At 35.4% G+C, this 17,625-nt stretch carries 22 protein-coding genes; 5 read left to right on the plus strand and 17 right to left on the minus strand.

Annotated elements, in window-relative coordinates; translation table 11 throughout:
- Positions 1-823, minus strand: an 823-nt coding sequence (locus ACTQXY_RS05460) for an IS110 family transposase (protein WP_441658636.1), incomplete at its 3' end; no start/stop codon positions are given.
- 258 nt (positions 824-1,081) lie between these two features.
- Here ACTQXY_RS05460 and rsfS point away from each other — a divergent pair.
- On the plus strand, positions 1,082-1,432 hold the full coding sequence (rsfS, locus tag ACTQXY_RS05465; RefSeq protein WP_441658637.1) for a ribosome silencing factor: 351 nt from the start codon (positions 1,082-1,084) through the stop codon (positions 1,430-1,432).
- 47 nt (positions 1,433-1,479) lie between these two features.
- Here the strand turns inward: rsfS and ACTQXY_RS05470 are convergent, their stop codons facing one another.
- Positions 1,480-2,931 (minus strand): aldehyde dehydrogenase family protein, encoded by a 1,452-nt coding sequence (locus ACTQXY_RS05470; protein WP_441658638.1) that lies wholly within the window; start codon positions 2,929-2,931, stop codon positions 1,480-1,482.
- Between the two features lie 320 nt (positions 2,932-3,251).
- Positions 3,252-3,869, minus strand: coding sequence for a transcriptional repressor LexA (lexA, locus tag ACTQXY_RS05475; protein WP_441658639.1), 618 nt, complete (start codon positions 3,867-3,869; stop codon positions 3,252-3,254).
- A 205-nt stretch (positions 3,870-4,074) separates the two neighbouring features.
- On the opposite strand from lexA, the gene ACTQXY_RS05480 reads away from it, so the two are divergent.
- A complete protein-coding gene (locus ACTQXY_RS05480; protein ID WP_441658640.1) occupies positions 4,075-4,425 on the plus strand; it encodes a LysM peptidoglycan-binding domain-containing protein in 351 nt (116 codons plus the stop codon).
- Positions 4,426-4,609: 184 nt separating this feature from the next.
- Positions 4,610-5,680 carry a tyrosine-type recombinase/integrase gene (locus ACTQXY_RS05485; protein WP_071143984.1) on the plus strand — a complete coding sequence of 357 codons (1,071 nt, stop codon included), beginning with the start codon at positions 4,610-4,612 and terminating at the stop codon, positions 5,678-5,680.
- A 54-nt stretch (positions 5,681-5,734) separates the two neighbouring features.
- Here the strand turns inward: ACTQXY_RS05485 and dtd are convergent, their stop codons facing one another.
- Positions 5,735-6,181: a D-aminoacyl-tRNA deacylase gene (dtd, locus tag ACTQXY_RS05490; protein WP_441658641.1), complete on the minus strand. Its 447-nt coding sequence runs from the start codon at positions 6,179-6,181 to the stop codon at positions 5,735-5,737.
- A gap of 154 nt (positions 6,182-6,335) precedes the next feature.
- On the opposite strand from dtd, the gene ACTQXY_RS05495 reads away from it, so the two are divergent.
- Positions 6,336-7,070 (plus strand): PP-loop family protein, encoded by a 735-nt coding sequence (locus tag ACTQXY_RS05495; RefSeq protein ID WP_441658642.1) that lies wholly within the window; start codon positions 6,336-6,338, stop codon positions 7,068-7,070.
- Positions 7,071-7,115: 45 nt separating this feature from the next.
- On the opposite strand, the gene ACTQXY_RS05500 is transcribed toward ACTQXY_RS05495, so the two are convergent.
- From ACTQXY_RS05500 to ACTQXY_RS05535, 8 genes are all read right to left on the minus strand, one after another.
- Positions 7,116-7,760 carry a cytidylate kinase family protein gene (locus ACTQXY_RS05500; protein WP_441658643.1) on the minus strand — a complete coding sequence of 215 codons (645 nt, stop codon included), beginning with the start codon at positions 7,758-7,760 and terminating at the stop codon, positions 7,116-7,118.
- A gap of 102 nt (positions 7,761-7,862) precedes the next feature.
- Complete coding sequence (locus ACTQXY_RS05505) at positions 7,863-8,780, minus strand: RluA family pseudouridine synthase (RefSeq protein ID WP_441658644.1); 918 nt, start codon at positions 8,778-8,780, stop codon at positions 7,863-7,865.
- Positions 8,777-9,331, minus strand: coding sequence for a signal peptidase II (gene lspA, locus ACTQXY_RS05510; RefSeq protein WP_441658645.1), 555 nt, complete (start codon positions 9,329-9,331; stop codon positions 8,777-8,779). Before lspA ends, ACTQXY_RS05505 begins: the two co-directional genes overlap by 4 nt.
- 17 nt (positions 9,332-9,348) lie before the next feature.
- Positions 9,349-10,104 carry a YlmH family RNA-binding protein gene (locus tag ACTQXY_RS05515; protein WP_441658646.1) on the minus strand — a complete coding sequence of 252 codons (756 nt, stop codon included), beginning with the start codon at positions 10,102-10,104 and terminating at the stop codon, positions 9,349-9,351.
- A gap of 10 nt (positions 10,105-10,114) precedes the next feature.
- Entirely contained in the window at positions 10,115-10,657 is a 543-nt protein-coding gene (locus ACTQXY_RS05520; RefSeq protein WP_441658647.1) for a cell division protein SepF, read from the minus strand.
- A gap of 25 nt (positions 10,658-10,682) precedes the next feature.
- Positions 10,683-11,378: a YggS family pyridoxal phosphate-dependent enzyme gene (locus ACTQXY_RS05525; RefSeq protein ID WP_441658648.1), complete on the minus strand. Its 696-nt coding sequence runs from the start codon at positions 11,376-11,378 to the stop codon at positions 10,683-10,685.
- 15 nt (positions 11,379-11,393) lie between these two features.
- On the minus strand, positions 11,394-12,776 hold the full coding sequence (locus ACTQXY_RS05530; protein ID WP_441658649.1) for an HlyD family efflux transporter periplasmic adaptor subunit: 1,383 nt from the start codon (positions 12,774-12,776) through the stop codon (positions 11,394-11,396).
- An 11-nt stretch (positions 12,777-12,787) separates the two neighbouring features.
- Positions 12,788-13,735 carry a tRNA modification radical SAM protein MnmL/YtqA gene (locus tag ACTQXY_RS05535; RefSeq protein WP_441658650.1) on the minus strand — a complete coding sequence of 316 codons (948 nt, stop codon included), beginning with the start codon at positions 13,733-13,735 and terminating at the stop codon, positions 12,788-12,790.
- Between the two features lie 86 nt (positions 13,736-13,821).
- Between ACTQXY_RS05535 and ACTQXY_RS05540 the strand changes: the two genes are divergently transcribed.
- Positions 13,822-14,028, plus strand: a complete 207-nt coding sequence (locus ACTQXY_RS05540; protein ID WP_441658651.1) for a DUF378 domain-containing protein — start codon at positions 13,822-13,824, stop codon at positions 14,026-14,028.
- Between the two features lie 18 nt (positions 14,029-14,046).
- Here ACTQXY_RS05540 and ACTQXY_RS05545 read toward each other — a convergent pair whose 3' ends face one another.
- The 5 genes from ACTQXY_RS05545 to minD are packed head-to-tail and all read right to left on the minus strand — an operon-like array spanning position 14,047 to position 17,564.
- Entirely contained in the window at positions 14,047-15,021 is a 975-nt protein-coding gene (locus tag ACTQXY_RS05545; RefSeq protein WP_441658652.1) for a D-alanyl-D-alanine carboxypeptidase family protein, read from the minus strand.
- Positions 15,005-15,400: a methylglyoxal synthase gene (locus ACTQXY_RS05550; protein WP_441658653.1), complete on the minus strand. Its 396-nt coding sequence runs from the start codon at positions 15,398-15,400 to the stop codon at positions 15,005-15,007. The genes ACTQXY_RS05545 and ACTQXY_RS05550 overlap by 17 nt, the downstream gene beginning before the upstream one ends.
- Before the next feature lie 12 nt (positions 15,401-15,412).
- The gene (locus ACTQXY_RS05555; RefSeq protein ID WP_441658654.1) at positions 15,413-16,531 is read right to left on the minus strand and encodes an FtsW/RodA/SpoVE family cell cycle protein; all 1,119 of its coding nucleotides are present in this window, start codon (positions 16,529-16,531) and stop codon (positions 15,413-15,415) included.
- Positions 16,528-16,758 (minus strand): cell division topological specificity factor MinE, encoded by a 231-nt coding sequence (gene minE, locus ACTQXY_RS05560; protein ID WP_441658655.1) that lies wholly within the window; start codon positions 16,756-16,758, stop codon positions 16,528-16,530. The genes ACTQXY_RS05555 and minE overlap by 4 nt, the downstream gene beginning before the upstream one ends.
- A 14-nt stretch (positions 16,759-16,772) precedes the next feature.
- Positions 16,773-17,564, minus strand: a complete 792-nt coding sequence (minD, locus tag ACTQXY_RS05565; protein WP_441658656.1) for a septum site-determining protein MinD — start codon at positions 17,562-17,564, stop codon at positions 16,773-16,775.
- Positions 17,565-17,625 lie beyond the last annotated feature (61 nt).

Here is a 17,625-nt window from a genome sequence, read left to right on the forward strand (position 1 = left end):
CAGGGATGGTAAGGATTGGCGATTGGATCTCTTCATCCATGATCCGCTTGATGGCTGCTTCGATCTCATCAATCTCAGCCGTTAATTCCTGGATGAGTTTAATGGTATGTTTGAGTTCCAAAGACTTGGCAGGCATATGGGAACCGATGGAACTTCTTGCAGCGTCACGAAACATGACGGCAGTATCTTTCCCGTATCTGCCCTTAGAACTCTCAGAGAGCAGGTTGGAAAGTCGTGTGAGGTGTGCATTTGCAACAGCATCTGCACTTGGAAATTCAGAAAGCAAAGCATAAACGGATGCTATATGAAGTGTAGGAACGAGTTTTTCCAGTTCAGGAAAGAGAATACAGATTAGTCTTGAAACGGAACTTTTCAGTTTTGCCCGTTCCTTTACCTTATCAAAACGATAACGAGTAAGTGACTTTAATTCCTCGTTGTGGTAAGATGTATCTGAGTAGGACTTTAAATTCATATCAGACATCATCATAGTGGCAATGATACGGGAATCAACTTTATCCGTTTTCGTCTTTCTAAGGCTGAGACTTTTTCTGTAAAGATTGGTATGTAACGGATTGATAACGTAGGTGGTCAGACCTTTATCAAGAAGAAATCCCAGAAGATTGTAACTGTAGTGTCCGGTGGCTTCTAGTCCTACTTTTACTTTGGTTAAATCATCTGAAACGGATTCGACTCTTTGAAATAAGGCTTCAAACCCCTCACGATTGTTAAGTATGGTAAAAGATTTGAATAATACTTCACCATCTGAATTTGTGATAAAGCAGTCGTGCTTATCTTTGGCAACATCAATTCCAACGTAAATCATAAGAAATCTCCTTTGAATAAAATTGATACTGTTTAGAGCCACAGGTACTCTTTGCGATTGTAACCTCGTTCTAAATAAACCGTCATGCGGTATCTAACTGATAAACAACTATACAAAGAGACTGTGGTTGTAGCCTTTCGTAAACCATCGAATGGTAGGAGGTTTTAAACAATCCACAGTATCTCCAACAGTATAGCATATAGACCTTGGAGAGGGTCTATAAACACTACTACTTTATAATACGAGGAGAATTTAAAGATGGAAGAGTCAAAAAAGATGGCGAAAATAGCCTGTGCAGCATTAGCTGATAAAAAAGGAGAAGATATCAAAGTCATTGATATCTCAAACGTATCAGTTTTGGCAGATTATTTTATTATCGCAAACGGAACCAATGACAGCCAAGTACATGCTATGGTAGACAGTGTAGAAGAAGAGCTTGAGAAAGCTGGATTCGCGTTAAAACAAAGAGAAGGCTATGGACTTGGAAGCTGGGTATTATTGGACTTCGGCGAAGTGATTGTACATGTCTTTGATAAAGAAAATCGTCTTTTCTATGATTTGGAAAGAATCTGGAGTGATGGAAAGATGATAGATATTGAGGAATTGTAATTTATAAACGGCATCTGAGAAAACATCTGCTCAGATGCCGTTTATTTTTAATTAATATTGATTACAGTCACTTTTTCACGTGTCATAGATTCAATACTGCGACGAACACCTTGTGTTCCCATACCAGAGCCTTTTGTTCCAATGAATGGGAAGTGGTCTGGTCCGCGTTCAGTTCGACCGTTAATCTGTACAGAACCTGCTTGTATCTTTTCTGCAATTGTGAATGCCTGATCAATATCTTGAGAAAAGATACTTGCCTGCAATCCATATTCCGATTGATTGCTCATCTCAATGGCTTCATCGACTGTTTTTACACGGATGATCGGTAATACTGGACCAAATGGTTCCTCCCAGGCTAAACGCATATTTGGTGTCACATGGTCAAGTAGTGTAGGATAGATCAAATTCCCTTCTCGCTGATTTCCGGTAATTAATGTTGCATTTTTCTCAAGTGCATCATCAATCAAACTCTGCACAAAATCAGCTGATTTCTGATCAATTAATGGTACAATCATTTTATTTTCTTCTGGAGAACCAATTGTTACATTTTTTAATTCTTCAGATAATTTGTCAATTAATTCATCTGCGATCATCTCATCAGCGAAAACACGTTTAATAGCAGTACAGCGCTGACCAGAGTAAGAAAATGCGCCGGATATAATTTGTTTTACCGCCAAATCTAAATTTGCATCTTTTACAACAATTGCAGGATCCTTTCCGCCCAATTCCATGACAAGTGGAATCATGTTTGCCAGCTTTGCGATACGTTTTCCTGTATCACTTCCACCTGTGAAAGAAATCATATCAATTCCTTGATGTTCAATTAAATAATTTCCTATCACAGAACCATGGCCTGTCACTACATTTAAAACACCTTTTGGCAGACCAGCCCGATCTAGCGCTTCAATCATTTTGATTCCGCTGATCGCACCTTGTGTTGCCGGCTTGAATACAACGGCATTTCCACTGATCAGAGCTGGGGCAATTTTTGCTGCTGATAGGTTAACAGGGTAGTTAAACGGAGAAATGGCAAGCACAACACCTAGTGGAACGCGATGACTAATGGCAATTTTAGAGCGGTTTCCCCCAGGGAAATTTTCTCCCAGCATACTTTCACCATATAAATGAATTGCTTCTTCAATTGTAAAACGAATCAAATCGATTGTACGCTCCACTTCTTTGACGGCATCTTGAAATCCTTTACCGACTTCTTGCATGATCGTTGTTGCAATATCTTCTTTTGACTTTTCAAGCTCTTCAATCCAATGATATAAATAGTTACCGCGATCTCTGATAGAAAGTTTCTCCCATTCCTTTTGTGCAATTTTTGCGCTTTGGATAGCTTTATCTGCCTCGTCCTTTGAAATTGCCTGTACCGTACCGACAAGTTCATCTTTATAAGGTGACATGATTTTAATCACTTCTTTGGTTTGGCTTTCTTCCCACATACCATCAATATAAAATCTATAGTTTTTATTCAAATAAATCCCTTCTTTCATTTTATTTTTTCTTTGAGTATATTTTAATAATAGTAATCATTATTAGTCAAGAGGGAAATTTTAGAGTGATAAGACAAGGAAGAAACAACTTATGAAAAAAATATATATTATTTAGAAAATCGGCAAAGAATTTTTGACTATTTACAATAAAAAATAAGATGCAACCTAAAAATCTCATAGATTTTTAGAATTTTTATGAGAATTGTAAAATAATTTTGGAAATATGAATAAATAAAAAATCAGGGGGAGAGATAAAAAATTAAATGAATCATGTGATAGTAGACTGACAGATGATTTCTCTGTCAGTCTACAAAGATATTTTATTCAAAGAAACGAAATACACCAATCACTTTTCCCAAAATCTCTACTTCTGATACAATAATAGGTTCCATTGTATCATTCTCAGGCTGCAGACGATATATACCTTCTTCTTTATAAAAAGTTTTCACTGTTGCGCTGTCGTCTACAAGTGCAACAGCCATATCACCGTTAGAAACAACAGAAGTAGATTCTACCAATACCATATCACCATCTAAAATACCAGCATTGATCATACTTTCTCCCTTTACAGTTAGTAAGAATGTCTCATTATTCGGCATAAATTCTACCGGAATAGGAAAGTAGTTGGTAATGTTTTGTTCTGCAAGAATTGGTTCTCCTGCAGCTACTTGACCTACAATCGGAACATTGACCATCTCTCGCCTTGTGAGATTAAATGTATCATCCATAATCTCAATTGCACGTGGCTTGGTAGGGTCTCGTCTGATATATCCATTCTTTTCTAAAGTTTCAAGATGAGAGTGGACAGATGACGTCGATTTCAAATTCACCGCTTCGCAAATTTCACGCACGGCAGGAGGGTAGCCGATTCTTAATATCTCTGATTTTATGTATTCTAATATTTCTAATTGTTTTTTACTTATTTTTCCATATGCCATTTAGACGACCTCCTAGAATGAAGTTATTTTAATTACAAGTATTTTACCATAAATGTACGAAAAAAGCAAACAAATGTTTAGAAAATATGTTCGCATTTTTCTTTAAAACCTATTGACAAACGTTTGTTCTTGTTTTATAATCTGATAAAAGAACGGTTGTTCGAAAAATGTGTTTGTATATAGTGGAAGAGAGGTATATGAGATAATGACAAAAGAGAAAAGACCTTATGAAAAACAGCGCTTTGCACAAAGGAGAATGTGGATGCTTTTGGCAACTATTTTATTTATAACCATTGGAAGTGCTATATTTGGAAGTTCCTTTTCCGATGCACATGGGAATGCACAGGAAAGTCCAATTACTTATAAGTACTATAAAAGTATTGTAATTCAACCTGGAGACACTCTTTGGGATATCGCGCTTGAATATAAAACAGATGATTACGGAAGCACTCAGGAATATGTAGATGAATTGAAAGAAATTAATTCCTTAGAATCTGATTCTATTCAGGAAAGCAAATATTTGATGATTGCATACTACGACGAAGAGTTTCGATAAAAAATGCCATGCCGATATAGCAGCGAGTCTTTTATTAGTAGTCAAAATAGACGCTATATCGGTCTTTTATAATAGAAATATATCTATACGACAAATACTGATTTTTCCAAAAGATATAGACATTTACTGTCGTATAGTGTAAAATATACTTAAAATCCAGTATTTACGAAAGGAATCTTGTTTCATGGCTAAAGACATAAAAACATATTATGAACAATCTTATATTGACAATACACTTCGATTACGTGAAGTTTTACAGACATTACCATCGTTTACAAAAGATTATTTTCGTGCTGTAGAACCGACTACATCGGCTAAGACAAGAATTTCTTATGCTTATGACATCCGTGTATTTTTTCATTTTTTAATTGAGAACAATCCGATTTATCACGATTATACGACAACCCAGTTTACCCTTCAGGACTTAGAACGTGTTGAACCAATCGATATTGAGGAATATTTAGAATATTTAAAGGTATATAAGGCGGATGATAATCAAGTGATCACAAATGGAGAAAAAGGACTTGCACGAAAATTTTCTTCTCTTAGAAGCTTTTACCGGTATTTTTACAGACACCAGATGATTGAAAAAAATCCGACTATTTTTGTGGATATGCCAAAGTTACATGATAAAGCAATTATACGTTTAGATATTGATGAGGTTGCTTTGCTGCTTGATTATGTAGAAAATTGTGGGAAAGAATTGACGGGTCAAAAGAAAGTTTATTATGAAAAAACAAAAACTCGCGATTTGGCTATTTTGACATTATTGCTTGGAACGGGGATTCGTGTTTCAGAATGTGTAGGTCTTGATATCAATGATATTGATTTTAAGAATAATGGCATTAAAGTGACTAGAAAAGGTGGAAGTGAGATGGTTATCTATTTCGGTGAAGAAGTACGCAATGCTTTGGAGAATTATCTTGAGACAACAAGAGCCAGCGCTACTCCCCTACCCGACCATGAAAATGCTCTTTTTTTATCGACACAAAGAAAAAGAATGGGAGTTCAGGCAATTGAGAATATGGTGAAAAAATATGCCAGACAGGTGACTCCAAACAAAAAAATAACACCTCATAAGCTTCGGAGTACCTATGGAACGTCCTTATACAAGGAAACAGGCGATATTTACCTTGTAGCCGACGTATTGGGGCATAAGGATGTAAATACGACAAAAAAACACTATGCAGCTATCGATGATATGCGACGAAGACAGGCAGCCAGTGCTGTAAAATTAAGAGAAGAGCGAAATTAACTCTGCTCTTCTCTCCTGAATCTACAAATGGTCAACAGCTATTCTTACTTTTGGTTACATACAATCAGAATCCAATATGATTGTGAATGGCCCGTCATTAATCAAGCTTACTTTCATGTCCGCCCCAAAACTTCCCTTTTCAACAACTGGTACATTTTCCTGGCATTTGGAAATAATATATTCATAAAGTTCTTTCGCTAATGCAGGATCTCCAGATTCAATAAAGCTTGGACGGTTTCCTCTTTTACAATTTGCATATAGTGTAAACTGTGAAATCAATAAAAGCTCTCCATTCACATCAGCAAGTGAAAGATTTGTTTTTCCGTTTTCATCTTCAAAAATGCGAAGTCCGATCATTTTTTTTATCAGTTTGTCCGCAATTTCTTTTGTATCCTCTTGTCCGACTCCAATTAGTACCATAAATCCTTTTCCGATTTGTCCGATTATTTTATCATCTACTTTTACAGATGATTCTGTAACACGTTGTATCACAAATTTCATGTTCTTCCATCCTCCTAAATCTCATTTAAAACTATTCTACATGATTCTGATAGATTTGTGAAGTTGTTTATTTTCCTATTGTAAAAATAAGAAAAATATAATAGTATTAAGCAGGTAGAAACAGCAAAATAGAATGTAAGAAAGGATTTTATAGATGAAATTACAACAGTTATTGAGTTTTACGAGAAAAGCAGTGGATGAATACCAGATGATTCAGGAAGGAGATCATATTACAGTTGGAATCTCTGGCGGAAAAGACAGTTTGACACTGCTCTATGCACTTCATGGATTAAAACGGTTCTATCCAAACAAATTTGAATTGAGTGCCATTACAGTTGATTTAGGATACGAAGAATTTGATTTAAGTCTAGTACATGAATTATGTCAAGAACTCGGTGTGCCGTATAAGGTAGTAAAAACGGATATTGCTCACATTTTATTCGAAGAGAGAAAAGAAAGCAATCCTTGTTCTCTTTGTGCAAAGATGCGAAAAGGTGCACTAAATGACGCTGTAAAAGAAATGGGCTGCAATAAAGTTGCTTATGCACATCACAAAGATGATATTATTGAAACAATGCTTCTTTCTCTGATTTTTGAAGGAAGATTTCATTCATTTTCACCAAAAACATATTTGGATCGTATGGATTTGACAGTTATTCGTCCAATTATGTTTGTAGATGAAGCAGATGTCATTGGATTTAAGAATAAGTACAACCTACCGGTTGTAAAAAGTAAGTGCCCGGTTGACGGCTATACCAAACGCCAATATGCAAAGGAACTTGTAAAACAATTAAATACTGAGCACCCAGGGGCAAAAAACAGAATGTTCACTGCCATTTTGAACGGTGATATCGAAGGATGGCCAGAAAGAATCTTACATAAAAGATAATTTTACAAAACAGGGACATGAGGAAAATCCCCATGTCCCTACCATTTATAATTTTGCATCTGTAATATTGTTTCTAAGTGAAATATAATCTTTGATGGCTTTTGCACTTCCTTCTACACCGAGCTTTCCGCTGTTTAGACATAAATCATAACTCTTCGCTTCTGCCCATTCTTTATTCGTGTAATAATTGTAATAGCTTGCTCTTTTTTTATCCGTTTTTAAGATCATATCTTTTGCTTTGGCATCAGTCAAGTTATAGAGTCTTGCAATTCTTCTGACACGAATGTCCAAATCAGCATAAATAAATACATTTACAACATTGTCATAGTTTTCCAATGCATAATCTGCACATCTGCCGACAAGAACACAAGGGCCTTCATCTGCAATCTTTTTAATTGCATCAAATTGAGCTAAAAAGATCTTGTGATTAATCGGCATATCAGAATAGCTTCCAGAAGAATATCCAAGAGAATACGTATCCATCACTAAAGAATAGAGAAAACTGCTCGTAGGTTTTTCATCATGTGTCTCAAATAACTCTTCACAGATACCGCTTTCTTTGGCTGCTCTTTTTAACATTTCTTTGTCATATAGTTTGATTCCGTAATCTCTAGCAATGACATTCCCAATCTCACGTCCGGCACTTCCAAATTGTCTTCCGATTGTAATAATTGTATTAAATTTACTCATATCTGTCACTCTCCTTTAAGTCTGAATACAAATTGTTTTAATATATAATTATTATACAACAATTTGTATGAAAAGTATATATTTTTATATGAATTTTACAGTTTAAGACATCTGTTTCAATTTATTTAGTAATGAAACAAAGTAATCTGGAAGTGGCGCATCTACTTCTATGTATTCTTTGGTTCTTGGATGAACAATACCTAACGTTTTTGCATGTAATGTCTGACCTTGCAATTTGAAAGGACATTTTGCAGGCCCATAGCCAGCGTCCCCAACTAACGGATGATGTATGTGTGTCATATGTACACGTATCTGGTGTGTTCTTCCTGTCTCCAACTGACATTCTATATATGTATAATTTTTAAAGCGTTGGATTACTTTATAATGAGTGACGGCATGTTTACCGTTTTTATAATTGACACTCATTTTTTTTCGATCAATCGGATGCCTTCCAATCGGAGCATCAATTGTCCCTTCTTCTTCTTTTATAACTCCATATACGATTGCATGATATATGCGTCTTATGGAGTGTTCTTTTAACTGTTCTGCCAAATCCTGATGAGCAAAATCATTTTTACAGACAAGCAGTGAACCCGTTGTATCCATATCTATTCGATGTACAATTCCGGGTCTCATGATACCGTTGATTCCGGATAATTGATCTTTGCAATGATACATCAGAGCATTTACAAGCGTACCTGAATAGTGACCCGCAGATGGATGTACAACCATTCCTTTTGGTTTGTTTACAATCAAAATATCCTCATCTTCATACAAAATATCAATGGGAAGATTTTCGGGTACAATATTCGGTTCTTGAAGTTCTGGTTCATCCAATACTAAAATATCAGATGGGCTTAATTTATAATTTGCTTTGATTACCTTCCCATTTGCCGTTACATGTGTATCTTTTATCAGTTTTTGGATATAAGAACGCGAGAAGTCTGGAAATTGTTCCGAAAGAAATTTGTCAGCACGTATTCCTGAAAATTGTTCTTCTACATGGATTGTTCTTATCATAACGCTCGCTCCTGCTTCGATCCGTTGTTCTTTTTGTGCGAAAACAGATGAAACATCATCTCTAAATCTGCTTCTTTATAATAGAATAAAATCAATAAGATAAGAAAGATTGCAGCTACTGTCACGTAAATATCTGCAACATTAAAAATTGGAAAATCTATCAACTCAAAATAAAAGAAATCAATGACATAATTTAAGCGTATACGATCTATCATGTTCCCGATTGCTCCGGATGCAATCATAAGCATACAGATTCGCAGTGGAATAAATCGTCTTTCATGTGGCACCTTCAAATAAAAAAAGAATACAACAACTAAAATAATAATGCCGATCACAACAAAGAAAAGTTTTTGATCTTGCAAAATACCAAAGGCTGCTCCTCGATTTTCCAAATAATGCAGTTGAAAAATATTGTCTATAATATCAATAGGCTTCTGATCCTTTAAATGTTTCACTGCAAGTAACTTTGTGTACTGATCCAAAGAAATTGCTGCAATCACACTTAAAATTGCCAATAAATAACCAAGATAATAATTTATTTTCTTTTCCATAGAATTCTCCTTTTTCATTATATATATAAATGTATTGTCACAAAATAACGTCTCTTTTTCGTCTGTGAAACCATTCCCTTATACTGAAAGCGTCCAAGTCCTCGAACAGAAATAATATCACTATCTTTGATCTGATATCCATTTGAAGTGATTAATTTCCCATTCACAAATACCTTTCCATTTTCAATATATGCCACCAATTTTGTGCGAGATGAAGAAAAGGCAAGTGCCAGAAGACTATCTAGTCTCAGCGAAGAAACAGTACCTTTCTTTTCTTCTATTTTAGGACTGTAAGAGAAGTCCTGAAAATTTTCTACTTCTGTAATAACGGAAGTATGGCGTATTCGCTTTAATTCGTCTTGAACAAAGGATTCTAATGACTGGTGGACAAACAGAATAGCAAAATCGTCTTGAACAACAATATCTCCTATTTTGCTCCGTTCAAGACCAAGATTCAAAATAGCGCCTAAATAGTCTCGATGAGAAAGCGTCTCAGAAAATTTTTTCTGCAACGGTCTGATTTTTAAAACAGAAATTGGATAGAAATACTCATAACAAAGAGCATCAGGTAGAAATGCAACCATCTGACGCTCCGAGAAATCATAGCCGCCAAAAACTTTGTATGTTGTATATAATTCTGTCTTTGGCATCGTATGAAGAATATTTAATTCATTTAAATTTAAAAAATCAGAATATGTAACAATTCCCCGTTGATAAGATAATCTTGAAAGCTCAATCAATCTCTTTTGTAACATAAGTTCTTCTTTTTTCATAATGCTTGTCCTAATATCTTGTCTTAATGGAAGGTACATCAAAAGATGTATTCAATAAATCCTGCAAATCACCCGAGATGTCCACTGTTGTCGGAGTAATCAGAAAAATATAATTTGAAATCTTTTGAAGATTTCCATCAATTGCGAATGTTGCACCAGAAGTAAAGTCAATAATTCTCTGAGCCGCCTCCAAATCTAACCCCTCTAAATTTAAGATTACAGTACGACCACTTAATAGAGTTTCGGTAATCTCTCTGGAATCATCAACATTCGTTGGTTTAATCACACAGACCTCCATTCCGGTAGCCTTCCTTGCTGGCTGACGCATCGGAGTTACTTTATTGCTTGTGGATCTGGCATATTGATTATGCTTTTCTTCAGGAACACCATACTCATCATCCTCTTCCTCAAAATGCTTTTCTTTCTTGAAAAAGTTCTTTTTCGGCTTTGATTCTATATCATCGTATTCTTCATCATCAAAGAATTCTTCATCGTAATCTTCGTCCTCATCACTCAATTTCAAGATGTCCAAGAATTTGTCTAATACACCCATAATTATTTAATCTCCTATCTTACTTCTATACTGTAGTATAATTTCGTTCCCCAAAAATTCCGGTTCCAACACGAATCATAGTTGCTCCCTCTTCTATTGCAACCTCATAATCATTGGTCATTCCCATCGAAAGAATACTCATATTAACATTATCAATGTTTTTTGCGTCAATGTCAACAGATAATTTATGCAAACGTCTAAAAACAGGTCTGTTTTCTTCTGGATTTTTCACATATGGAGCGATTGTCATAAGGCCTTTGATATGTATGTTAGGAAACAATGCAATTTTTTCAATAAAAGGAATCACATTATTTATATTTAACCCAAACTTACTTTCTTCCTCAGCAACATTGACTTCAATCAAAATATTGGCGATCACATCTTTTTTAAGAGCCTCCTGATTAATTGTTTCGACTAGACGAAGTGAATCAACAGAATGAATCAGCTCTGTTTTATTGATAATATACTTCACCTTATTTCTTTGTAAATGACCAATCATATGCCATTTGATATCAGTTGGGAGCTGATCATACTTTTCGGTCAGCTCCTGTACTTTGTTTTCCCCAAAACAGCGAATTCCTTCCTTATAAATTTCCTCTAACATAGAGATTGGTTTTGTTTTACTTACAGCAATTAAGGTCACTTCATTCCGCTGTCTGTTTGCACGCTTACATGCATTCTCAATTCGTTGTTCTACTTGTCTTAAATTTTCTGCTAACATGATTTCAAAACTCCTTTAAAAAACAATATCATTTTCTTTAATTCCAGTACTGTCTAAAGCAATACGGTCATAATTGGAAAGTCCATAGCTGTTTCCTTCTTCTACAATATAATACTCTTCGCTTTCGCATAAGACATTAATCTGCTTAAACATTGCATATCCTTTATTAATATTATAGACACCTTTTAATGGTTTTGTCTCTCTCAATGTATATGTTTCTGTAGATTCCGGTTTGATAATTATGTCATTCTTCTGAAATACATTTGGGTCTAAATACACGCTTTCCTCTTCTTCATAATAGATATTTACTGGTAAAAATTCCGTAATCTGTTCTCCGTTTTTATTGGTTGTCTGTTTTAGAATACCTTGTTCCAAGCTATTACCACCTTGCGTAATATAGGACTTTGGTACAACATAAAAATCTTTTTCTGTCTCTGCAGATTTTGGAATCTTGAGTCCAGATTGATCCTCTAAAATCAGTTCAATATCCAAATAACGTTCGTTTACATAGCGAATCATGGAATTGTCAAAGCCAAGATATGCCAAAATGTGACCATTTATCTCTTTCATTTCCAAACTCCCCCATAAAGACTGATTATCTTTTGTAAAACGAACTTTTACTGATTTTTTCTCTTTTAGTGAATCGTATGTTTCTTTTGAAATTTCTGTTACTAATGTCCACGATTCATCCGTAATCAGCTTATAAACAGGATCGCCGGCATTCACTTTCGTATTGTTCGCAAATTCTGTTTTCCGGTAATTACTCTTATCAAGCGATTCCAAAGTTACCGTGTCTTTTGTCAACCCCTCCATCCCATCTACAGAATAGACGACAATTCCATCATCAGCAGTCGAATAGAGATTCATATCAGAAAGGGTTCCATTGTTCAAAGCGCTATTCAGTTGATCCATCTTACTTTGATTGGAAATACTCTGCAGAGAACTTTCCAGTTCATTCTTAAACAAATACATGTCTGAAAAAGAAGCATCTTTAAAACTTTCACTAAATGTCTGCATTTTTAAAGACAAGGCATTTTTTTGTTCTTCACTTAATGTGATATTATCCTCCGCAGAACCATTAGAAAATGATAGTTTTTCATTGGATAATGTATAAATATTTGTTCCTGCACGTACTTTGCTATTGTCAGTCGTATAATAGTTGATGTATCCTCCATAATCAGAATTGACTACGACCTCGTTGCGAATGGCGATTCCCGTATATGCATTATCCTTTAAAATGGAGCCTTCCCGGACTTCATAAGGGGTAATACGAGGAGCAGTCAAATACAAAACGATGGTTATAATCAGATACAGGAAGATAATTCCAAAAATAATCAATCCAATATTTATATATTTCTTTTTTCGATAAGTTCTGATATTTGATGTATGTGATGACAAAACCAATCCTCCTAAGATAATTTTTTCATTGCACTTCCATTAAGATAATTGAAATATTTTCCTTGATAAGACTTCTGTTCAATCATTTTAGCTATCACTTCATCTTGAAGCTTCCACCAGCTTGTATTCCAGTTAGAAAAAATAGAATCCTTTTCTGGAACACGGCTAAATAAACGCTCCACTACAATTTCTGATGATAAATGTTCTAAAAAAGCAATGAGTCTTTCCACGTATTCTTCTTTACTGCATATTTTAATTGTACCATTTTCATATTCATAGGACAACTTTGTATTTTTTGCAATATATAAAGAATGAATTTTGACAATATCTATTTTCAAAGCAGATAATATTTTAGCATTCTCAATCGCATCCAGCATCGAATCATTTGGAAGATTCAAAATAATATGTGTACAGATCTGAAAGGAATATGGCTGTATCATAAGCACTGCATCAATATATTCTGCTAAACTGTGACCACGGTCAATCGTATCTAATGTATGATAATTGACTGTCTGTAGCCCTAATTCAATACTAATTGCAATCTGGTATTCTTCACTCACACATTTCAAGATATCCAAATACTCTTTTTGAATACAGTCAGGTCGCGTAGAAATTGAAATCTCTACAATGTCTGGAAAGGATGCCGCCTCGTAGACATAGTTACGAAAATCTTCCAATTTCATGAAAGTATTTGTATAATTTTGAAAATACGCAATATATTTTTGGGCTTTGTATTTTTTCGCAATGAGAGACTTTGTCTGTTCAAGCTGTTCTGTCACAGATATTTTTGCAGCAAGTGCCTCAAATCCAGTGCCAATCTCTGAACAAAAACTGCATCCTTTGCCATTGAGCCGGTTTGGACATGTGATTGGGAGGTTAATAGGCAATTTATAAACTTTTTCACCATATTTTTGTTTTAAGTAATCTGAGTATTTATAGTATAATCTTTGTTCATTCATATTTAAATAATTCCTTTCCGTTTGTATATTTCTCCATGAAAAGCTAATACTACTGTATAGATAATAAATACGAGGAGGAAACATACATGAAATGGTTTGATAACACGAGCTTGACACTTGTTATTATCGGCGCAATCAACTGGCTTTTAATTGGCATTTTTCGATTTGATTTAGTTACATTTCTTTTTGGAAATTTGAGCTGGATTTCAAGAATCATCTACACGATCATTGGTCTATGCGGTCTGTATCTGATCAGTCTTTACGGCAGAATTGGTAATATGGAAAATGACTAATTATATAAAAGAGGGCTCTCACTGGGAGAGCCCTGATATGGTAGATAATAGCGAATCCATTGTATTATATAATGCATTTTTTGATTCTGCCCCCATAACAATAGAAATATATGGACGAGACTGACTATCCTGCTCATATAAAACAAGACAAGCCCCAGCTTCATCTGTGGTTCCGGTCTTTCCGCCAATTACTGTCACATTTTCCGGTGCCGTTCGAGTTCCATTTACAAATAAATTGGATTGTTTCCATGTCACGCTTCTAGTAGAACCATCCGGCTCTTTGATATCTGTAGTATAAGTCGCTGAAGATATGATATCAATAAATTTCTGATTCAAAATTCCCTGATTAAAAATCAAATATAAATCGTATGCGGTTGTATAATGATTCTCGTCATGATATCCATGAGGATTCACAAAGTGCGAATTTGTAGCACCTAAAGCATTCGCTTCCTTATTCATCAACTCTACAAACGCATCTACACTTCCTGAAATATGCTCTGCGATTGCCACAGCGCTGTCATTCCCTGACGGAAGCATCAATCCATACAATAAATCTTCTAGCGTAAGCTGCTCTCCAGAGCGAAGACCCGCAACAGAAGAATCCGATGGAACAGCCACCGCATTGTCGCTCACTGTAACGATGTCTGAAAGCGTACCATATTTTAATGCTAAATATAGCGTAAGAATTTTTGTTGTGCTAGCTGGAAAGAGACGGTCGTGAATCTGTTCAGAATAAAATACTTTCTGTTGACTCATACCAAATAACGCCCCCGCATGTAAAGAGGAGGCTGCCTCAAAATCATTTAATGGAACGTTCGTGTCTGAGACGCACAACTGACTTGCGAATAATTCTCCCTCATACAGATAGGTATCATAATTTGTAGTTTCATATTCTGTTACAAGTTTTTCTTTTTTTGAGATACACCCAGCTGACAATATCGCAATGATAAGAATGATGGACAGCAGGCGCCTTTTTTTATCTATACATCTCACGCCAGTCTAAATCTCCTCTGTCAAGTGCAAGTACGATCAATTCAGCTGTCGCCAAATTTGTCGCCATAGGAATGTTATGCATATCACATAGACGAACTACATCATTTACATTGGGCTCGTGCGGTTTTGGTGCCAATGGATCTCTTAAAAAAATCAAAGCATCGATATCGTTCTGACCAATCTGACTTCCAAGTTGTTGCATTCCGCCAAGAGGTCCGGCTAAATATTTATGAATCGACAAATTAGTCACCTCTTCAATCAGTCGCCCCGTTGTCCCAGTTGCAAATAGACTGTGCTTACTTAAAATTCCTCTGTATGCAATACAAAAATTCTGCATTAAAGTTTTTTTAGAATCATGTGCAATTAATCCTATATTCATATTTCCCACTCCTTACTGGTATTTTTTCGGTTGTAATCCTACATTTAAAACAAATCCAATTCCCATATAAAAACATACAATAGATGTTAAACCGGCACTGACAAACGGAAGGGAAAGCCCGGTATTTGGCAATACTCCTGTAGCCACACCGATATTGATAAAACTCTGAATCGCTATCAGTGCGGCAACTCCCCCGCAAATAATCTGCCCTGCAAGGTTCTGGGCTCGAAGCCCTATTAAAATGCATTGTATTACAATTAATAATAACAAAATTATGACAATACAACAACCCACAAATCCTAATTCTTCACCAATAATTGCGAAAATAAAGTCTGTATCCGCCTCTAATAAAAATTTTCCATTTTTTACAGAGGTTGTTGTATTATTATTCAATCCTTTTCCTTTTAACTGTCCTGAACCAATCGCCATAATAGAGTTCTGTTGCTGATAGGCGGTGTCATCTGCATACTTTTCCGGTTCCAGCCAGGCAAGAATACGTTTTTGCTGATATTTTTCCAAAAACGGCTGGTTTGGCATGACAGCAATACTGACAACAATAATTGCTGCCGGAATCGCGATTGCAAGTGCAGTGGCAATGAATTTGTAACTTAATCCACCGATATACATCAAAATACAAAACAATGCCGCAATACAAAGTGCATTTGAAAGGTTTGGCTGTTTATAGATTAAAAGCAGAGAAGGTGCAATCAGCAAAACAGCTTTTACAATAGTAAGTGGTTCTTTCATACGTGCTTCATGATTCATCAAAAATTTTGCAAAAAACAAAATCATAAAAATTTTAGTAAAATCAGAAGGCTGCAATGTTGTAAAACCGAATAAATTGATCCACCTCTTTGCACCATTTAATTCCATTCCAAAAAAGTGTACATATAACAATAAAAACAGATTAAAACCATAAATCAACCAATATAGATTTAATAGCCATTCATAATCAATCATAGAGATTACCAGCATAGCAATAATCCCTATTATGATACCAATAATCTGTTTCATCTGTGATGAGGGCTCGGCACTTCCGACAGCTAAAACGCCAATTATAGAAAGTGCAAGCACCGACAACACTAATAAAAATTTAAAATCTTTTATATGATAGGGTTTCGATAGTTTCACGATTCTTCTCCTGTAAGTTTAATAAATATTGTTGAACGTGTAAATTGAACGTCAAACGTCTCCGGAGTTACTTCAATGTATTTTGAAATCGTCTTATACAATTCCAATTGTACTTTTTCTAGTGCATCGGGTGTACAGTTTACGCGGTCTGAAACAAGTAATATTTTCAGCCTGTCTTTTGCAATTAAAACGGAAGGTTTTCTCTTGATTGTTTCAAATACGCTCATCTTTACAACACCTCCTAATGCTTTTGAAAAATACGGGTAAGTTTTGTAAAAAGTCCAGAATTAGAATCTAAATTCAGGAATGGAACATCTTCGCCTAAAAGTCGTCTGCAAATATTAAAGTATGCTTTTCCAGCTATAGAGTCAAGCCCAATGACCGGTTCTCCTTGATTTGTTCCAATTACAATCTTTTCATCGTCTGGAATTGCTCCTAGAAGGTGGACTGCCAAAATTTCTGTTACATCCTCTACAGACATCATATCTCCCCTCTTGACCATGTCCATTCGAATACGATTTATGATTAAATCAATTTTGTTTATATGATTTTTTTCAAGTAAACCAATAATCCGGTCCGCATCACGTATTGCAGATACTTCTGGAGTTGTTACAATAACTGCACGGTCAGCTCCCGCGATTGCATTCTGAAATCCCTGTTCAATTCCAGCGGGACAATCCAAAAGTATGTAATCATATTCTTCCTTTAACTCTTCTGTCAGCTTTTTCATTTGCTGCGGAGAAATCGCAGACTTATCTTTTGTCTGTGCCGAAGGCAGAAGATAAAGATTATCATACCGTTTATCCTTGATTAGTGCCTGTTTCATGCGACAATTTCCTTCAATCACGTCTACAAGGTTATATACAATACGATTTTCAAGTCCCATGACAACATCTAAATTTCGAAGTCCCAGATCAGTATCGATTACCACAACCTTTTTATCTAATTTTGCAAGTCCTACCCCTAAATTTGCGGTTGTCGTTGTTTTTCCAACGCCTCCCTTTCCTGATGTAACTACAATAACTTCACCCATTTTAAATTCCTCCTACATGCATTTTTTATAATCCGTGGGTCTGTCTGACATTTTTCTTTTG

The sequence above is a fragment of the Faecalimonas sp. LCP19S3_D12 genome (assembly GCF_052121495.1).
In the GTDB taxonomy this organism is placed as follows: Bacteria; Bacillota; Clostridia; order Lachnospirales; family Lachnospiraceae; genus Faecalimonas.

What these genes read in the sequence shown, in the direction of transcription:
- rsfS (WP_441658637.1), top strand. Translation starts at nt 1,082, where the DNA reads ATGGAAGAGTCAAAAAAGATGGCGAAAATAGCCTGTGCAGCATTAGCT.
- ACTQXY_RS05470 (WP_441658638.1), bottom strand. Translation starts at nt 2,931, where the DNA reads ATGAAAGAAGGGATTTATTTGAATAAAAACTATAGATTTTATATTGAT.
- lexA (WP_441658639.1), bottom strand. Translation starts at nt 3,869, where the DNA reads ATGGCATATGGAAAAATAAGTAAAAAACAATTAGAAATATTAGAATAC.
- ACTQXY_RS05480 (WP_441658640.1), top strand. Translation starts at nt 4,075, where the DNA reads ATGACAAAAGAGAAAAGACCTTATGAAAAACAGCGCTTTGCACAAAGG.
- ACTQXY_RS05485 (WP_071143984.1), top strand. Translation starts at nt 4,610, where the DNA reads ATGGCTAAAGACATAAAAACATATTATGAACAATCTTATATTGACAAT.
- dtd (WP_441658641.1), bottom strand. Translation starts at nt 6,181, where the DNA reads ATGAAATTTGTGATACAACGTGTTACAGAATCATCTGTAAAAGTAGAT.
- ACTQXY_RS05495 (WP_441658642.1), top strand. Translation starts at nt 6,336, where the DNA reads ATGAAATTACAACAGTTATTGAGTTTTACGAGAAAAGCAGTGGATGAA.
- ACTQXY_RS05500 (WP_441658643.1), bottom strand. Translation starts at nt 7,760, where the DNA reads ATGAGTAAATTTAATACAATTATTACAATCGGAAGACAATTTGGAAGT.
- ACTQXY_RS05505 (WP_441658644.1), bottom strand. Translation starts at nt 8,780, where the DNA reads ATGATAAGAACAATCCATGTAGAAGAACAATTTTCAGGAATACGTGCT.
- lspA (WP_441658645.1), bottom strand. Translation starts at nt 9,331, where the DNA reads ATGGAAAAGAAAATAAATTATTATCTTGGTTATTTATTGGCAATTTTA.
- ACTQXY_RS05515 (WP_441658646.1), bottom strand. Translation starts at nt 10,104, where the DNA reads ATGAAAAAAGAAGAACTTATGTTACAAAAGAGATTGATTGAGCTTTCA.
- ACTQXY_RS05520 (WP_441658647.1), bottom strand. Translation starts at nt 10,657, where the DNA reads ATGGGTGTATTAGACAAATTCTTGGACATCTTGAAATTGAGTGATGAG.
- ACTQXY_RS05525 (WP_441658648.1), bottom strand. Translation starts at nt 11,378, where the DNA reads ATGTTAGCAGAAAATTTAAGACAAGTAGAACAACGAATTGAGAATGCA.
- ACTQXY_RS05535 (WP_441658650.1), bottom strand. Translation starts at nt 13,735, where the DNA reads ATGAATGAACAAAGATTATACTATAAATACTCAGATTACTTAAAACAA.
- ACTQXY_RS05540 (WP_441658651.1), top strand. Translation starts at nt 13,822, where the DNA reads ATGAAATGGTTTGATAACACGAGCTTGACACTTGTTATTATCGGCGCA.
- ACTQXY_RS05550 (WP_441658653.1), bottom strand. Translation starts at nt 15,400, where the DNA reads ATGAATATAGGATTAATTGCACATGATTCTAAAAAAACTTTAATGCAG.
- minE (WP_441658655.1), bottom strand. Translation starts at nt 16,758, where the DNA reads ATGAGCGTATTTGAAACAATCAAGAGAAAACCTTCCGTTTTAATTGCA.
- minD (WP_441658656.1), bottom strand. Translation starts at nt 17,564, where the DNA reads ATGGGTGAAGTTATTGTAGTTACATCAGGAAAGGGAGGCGTTGGAAAA.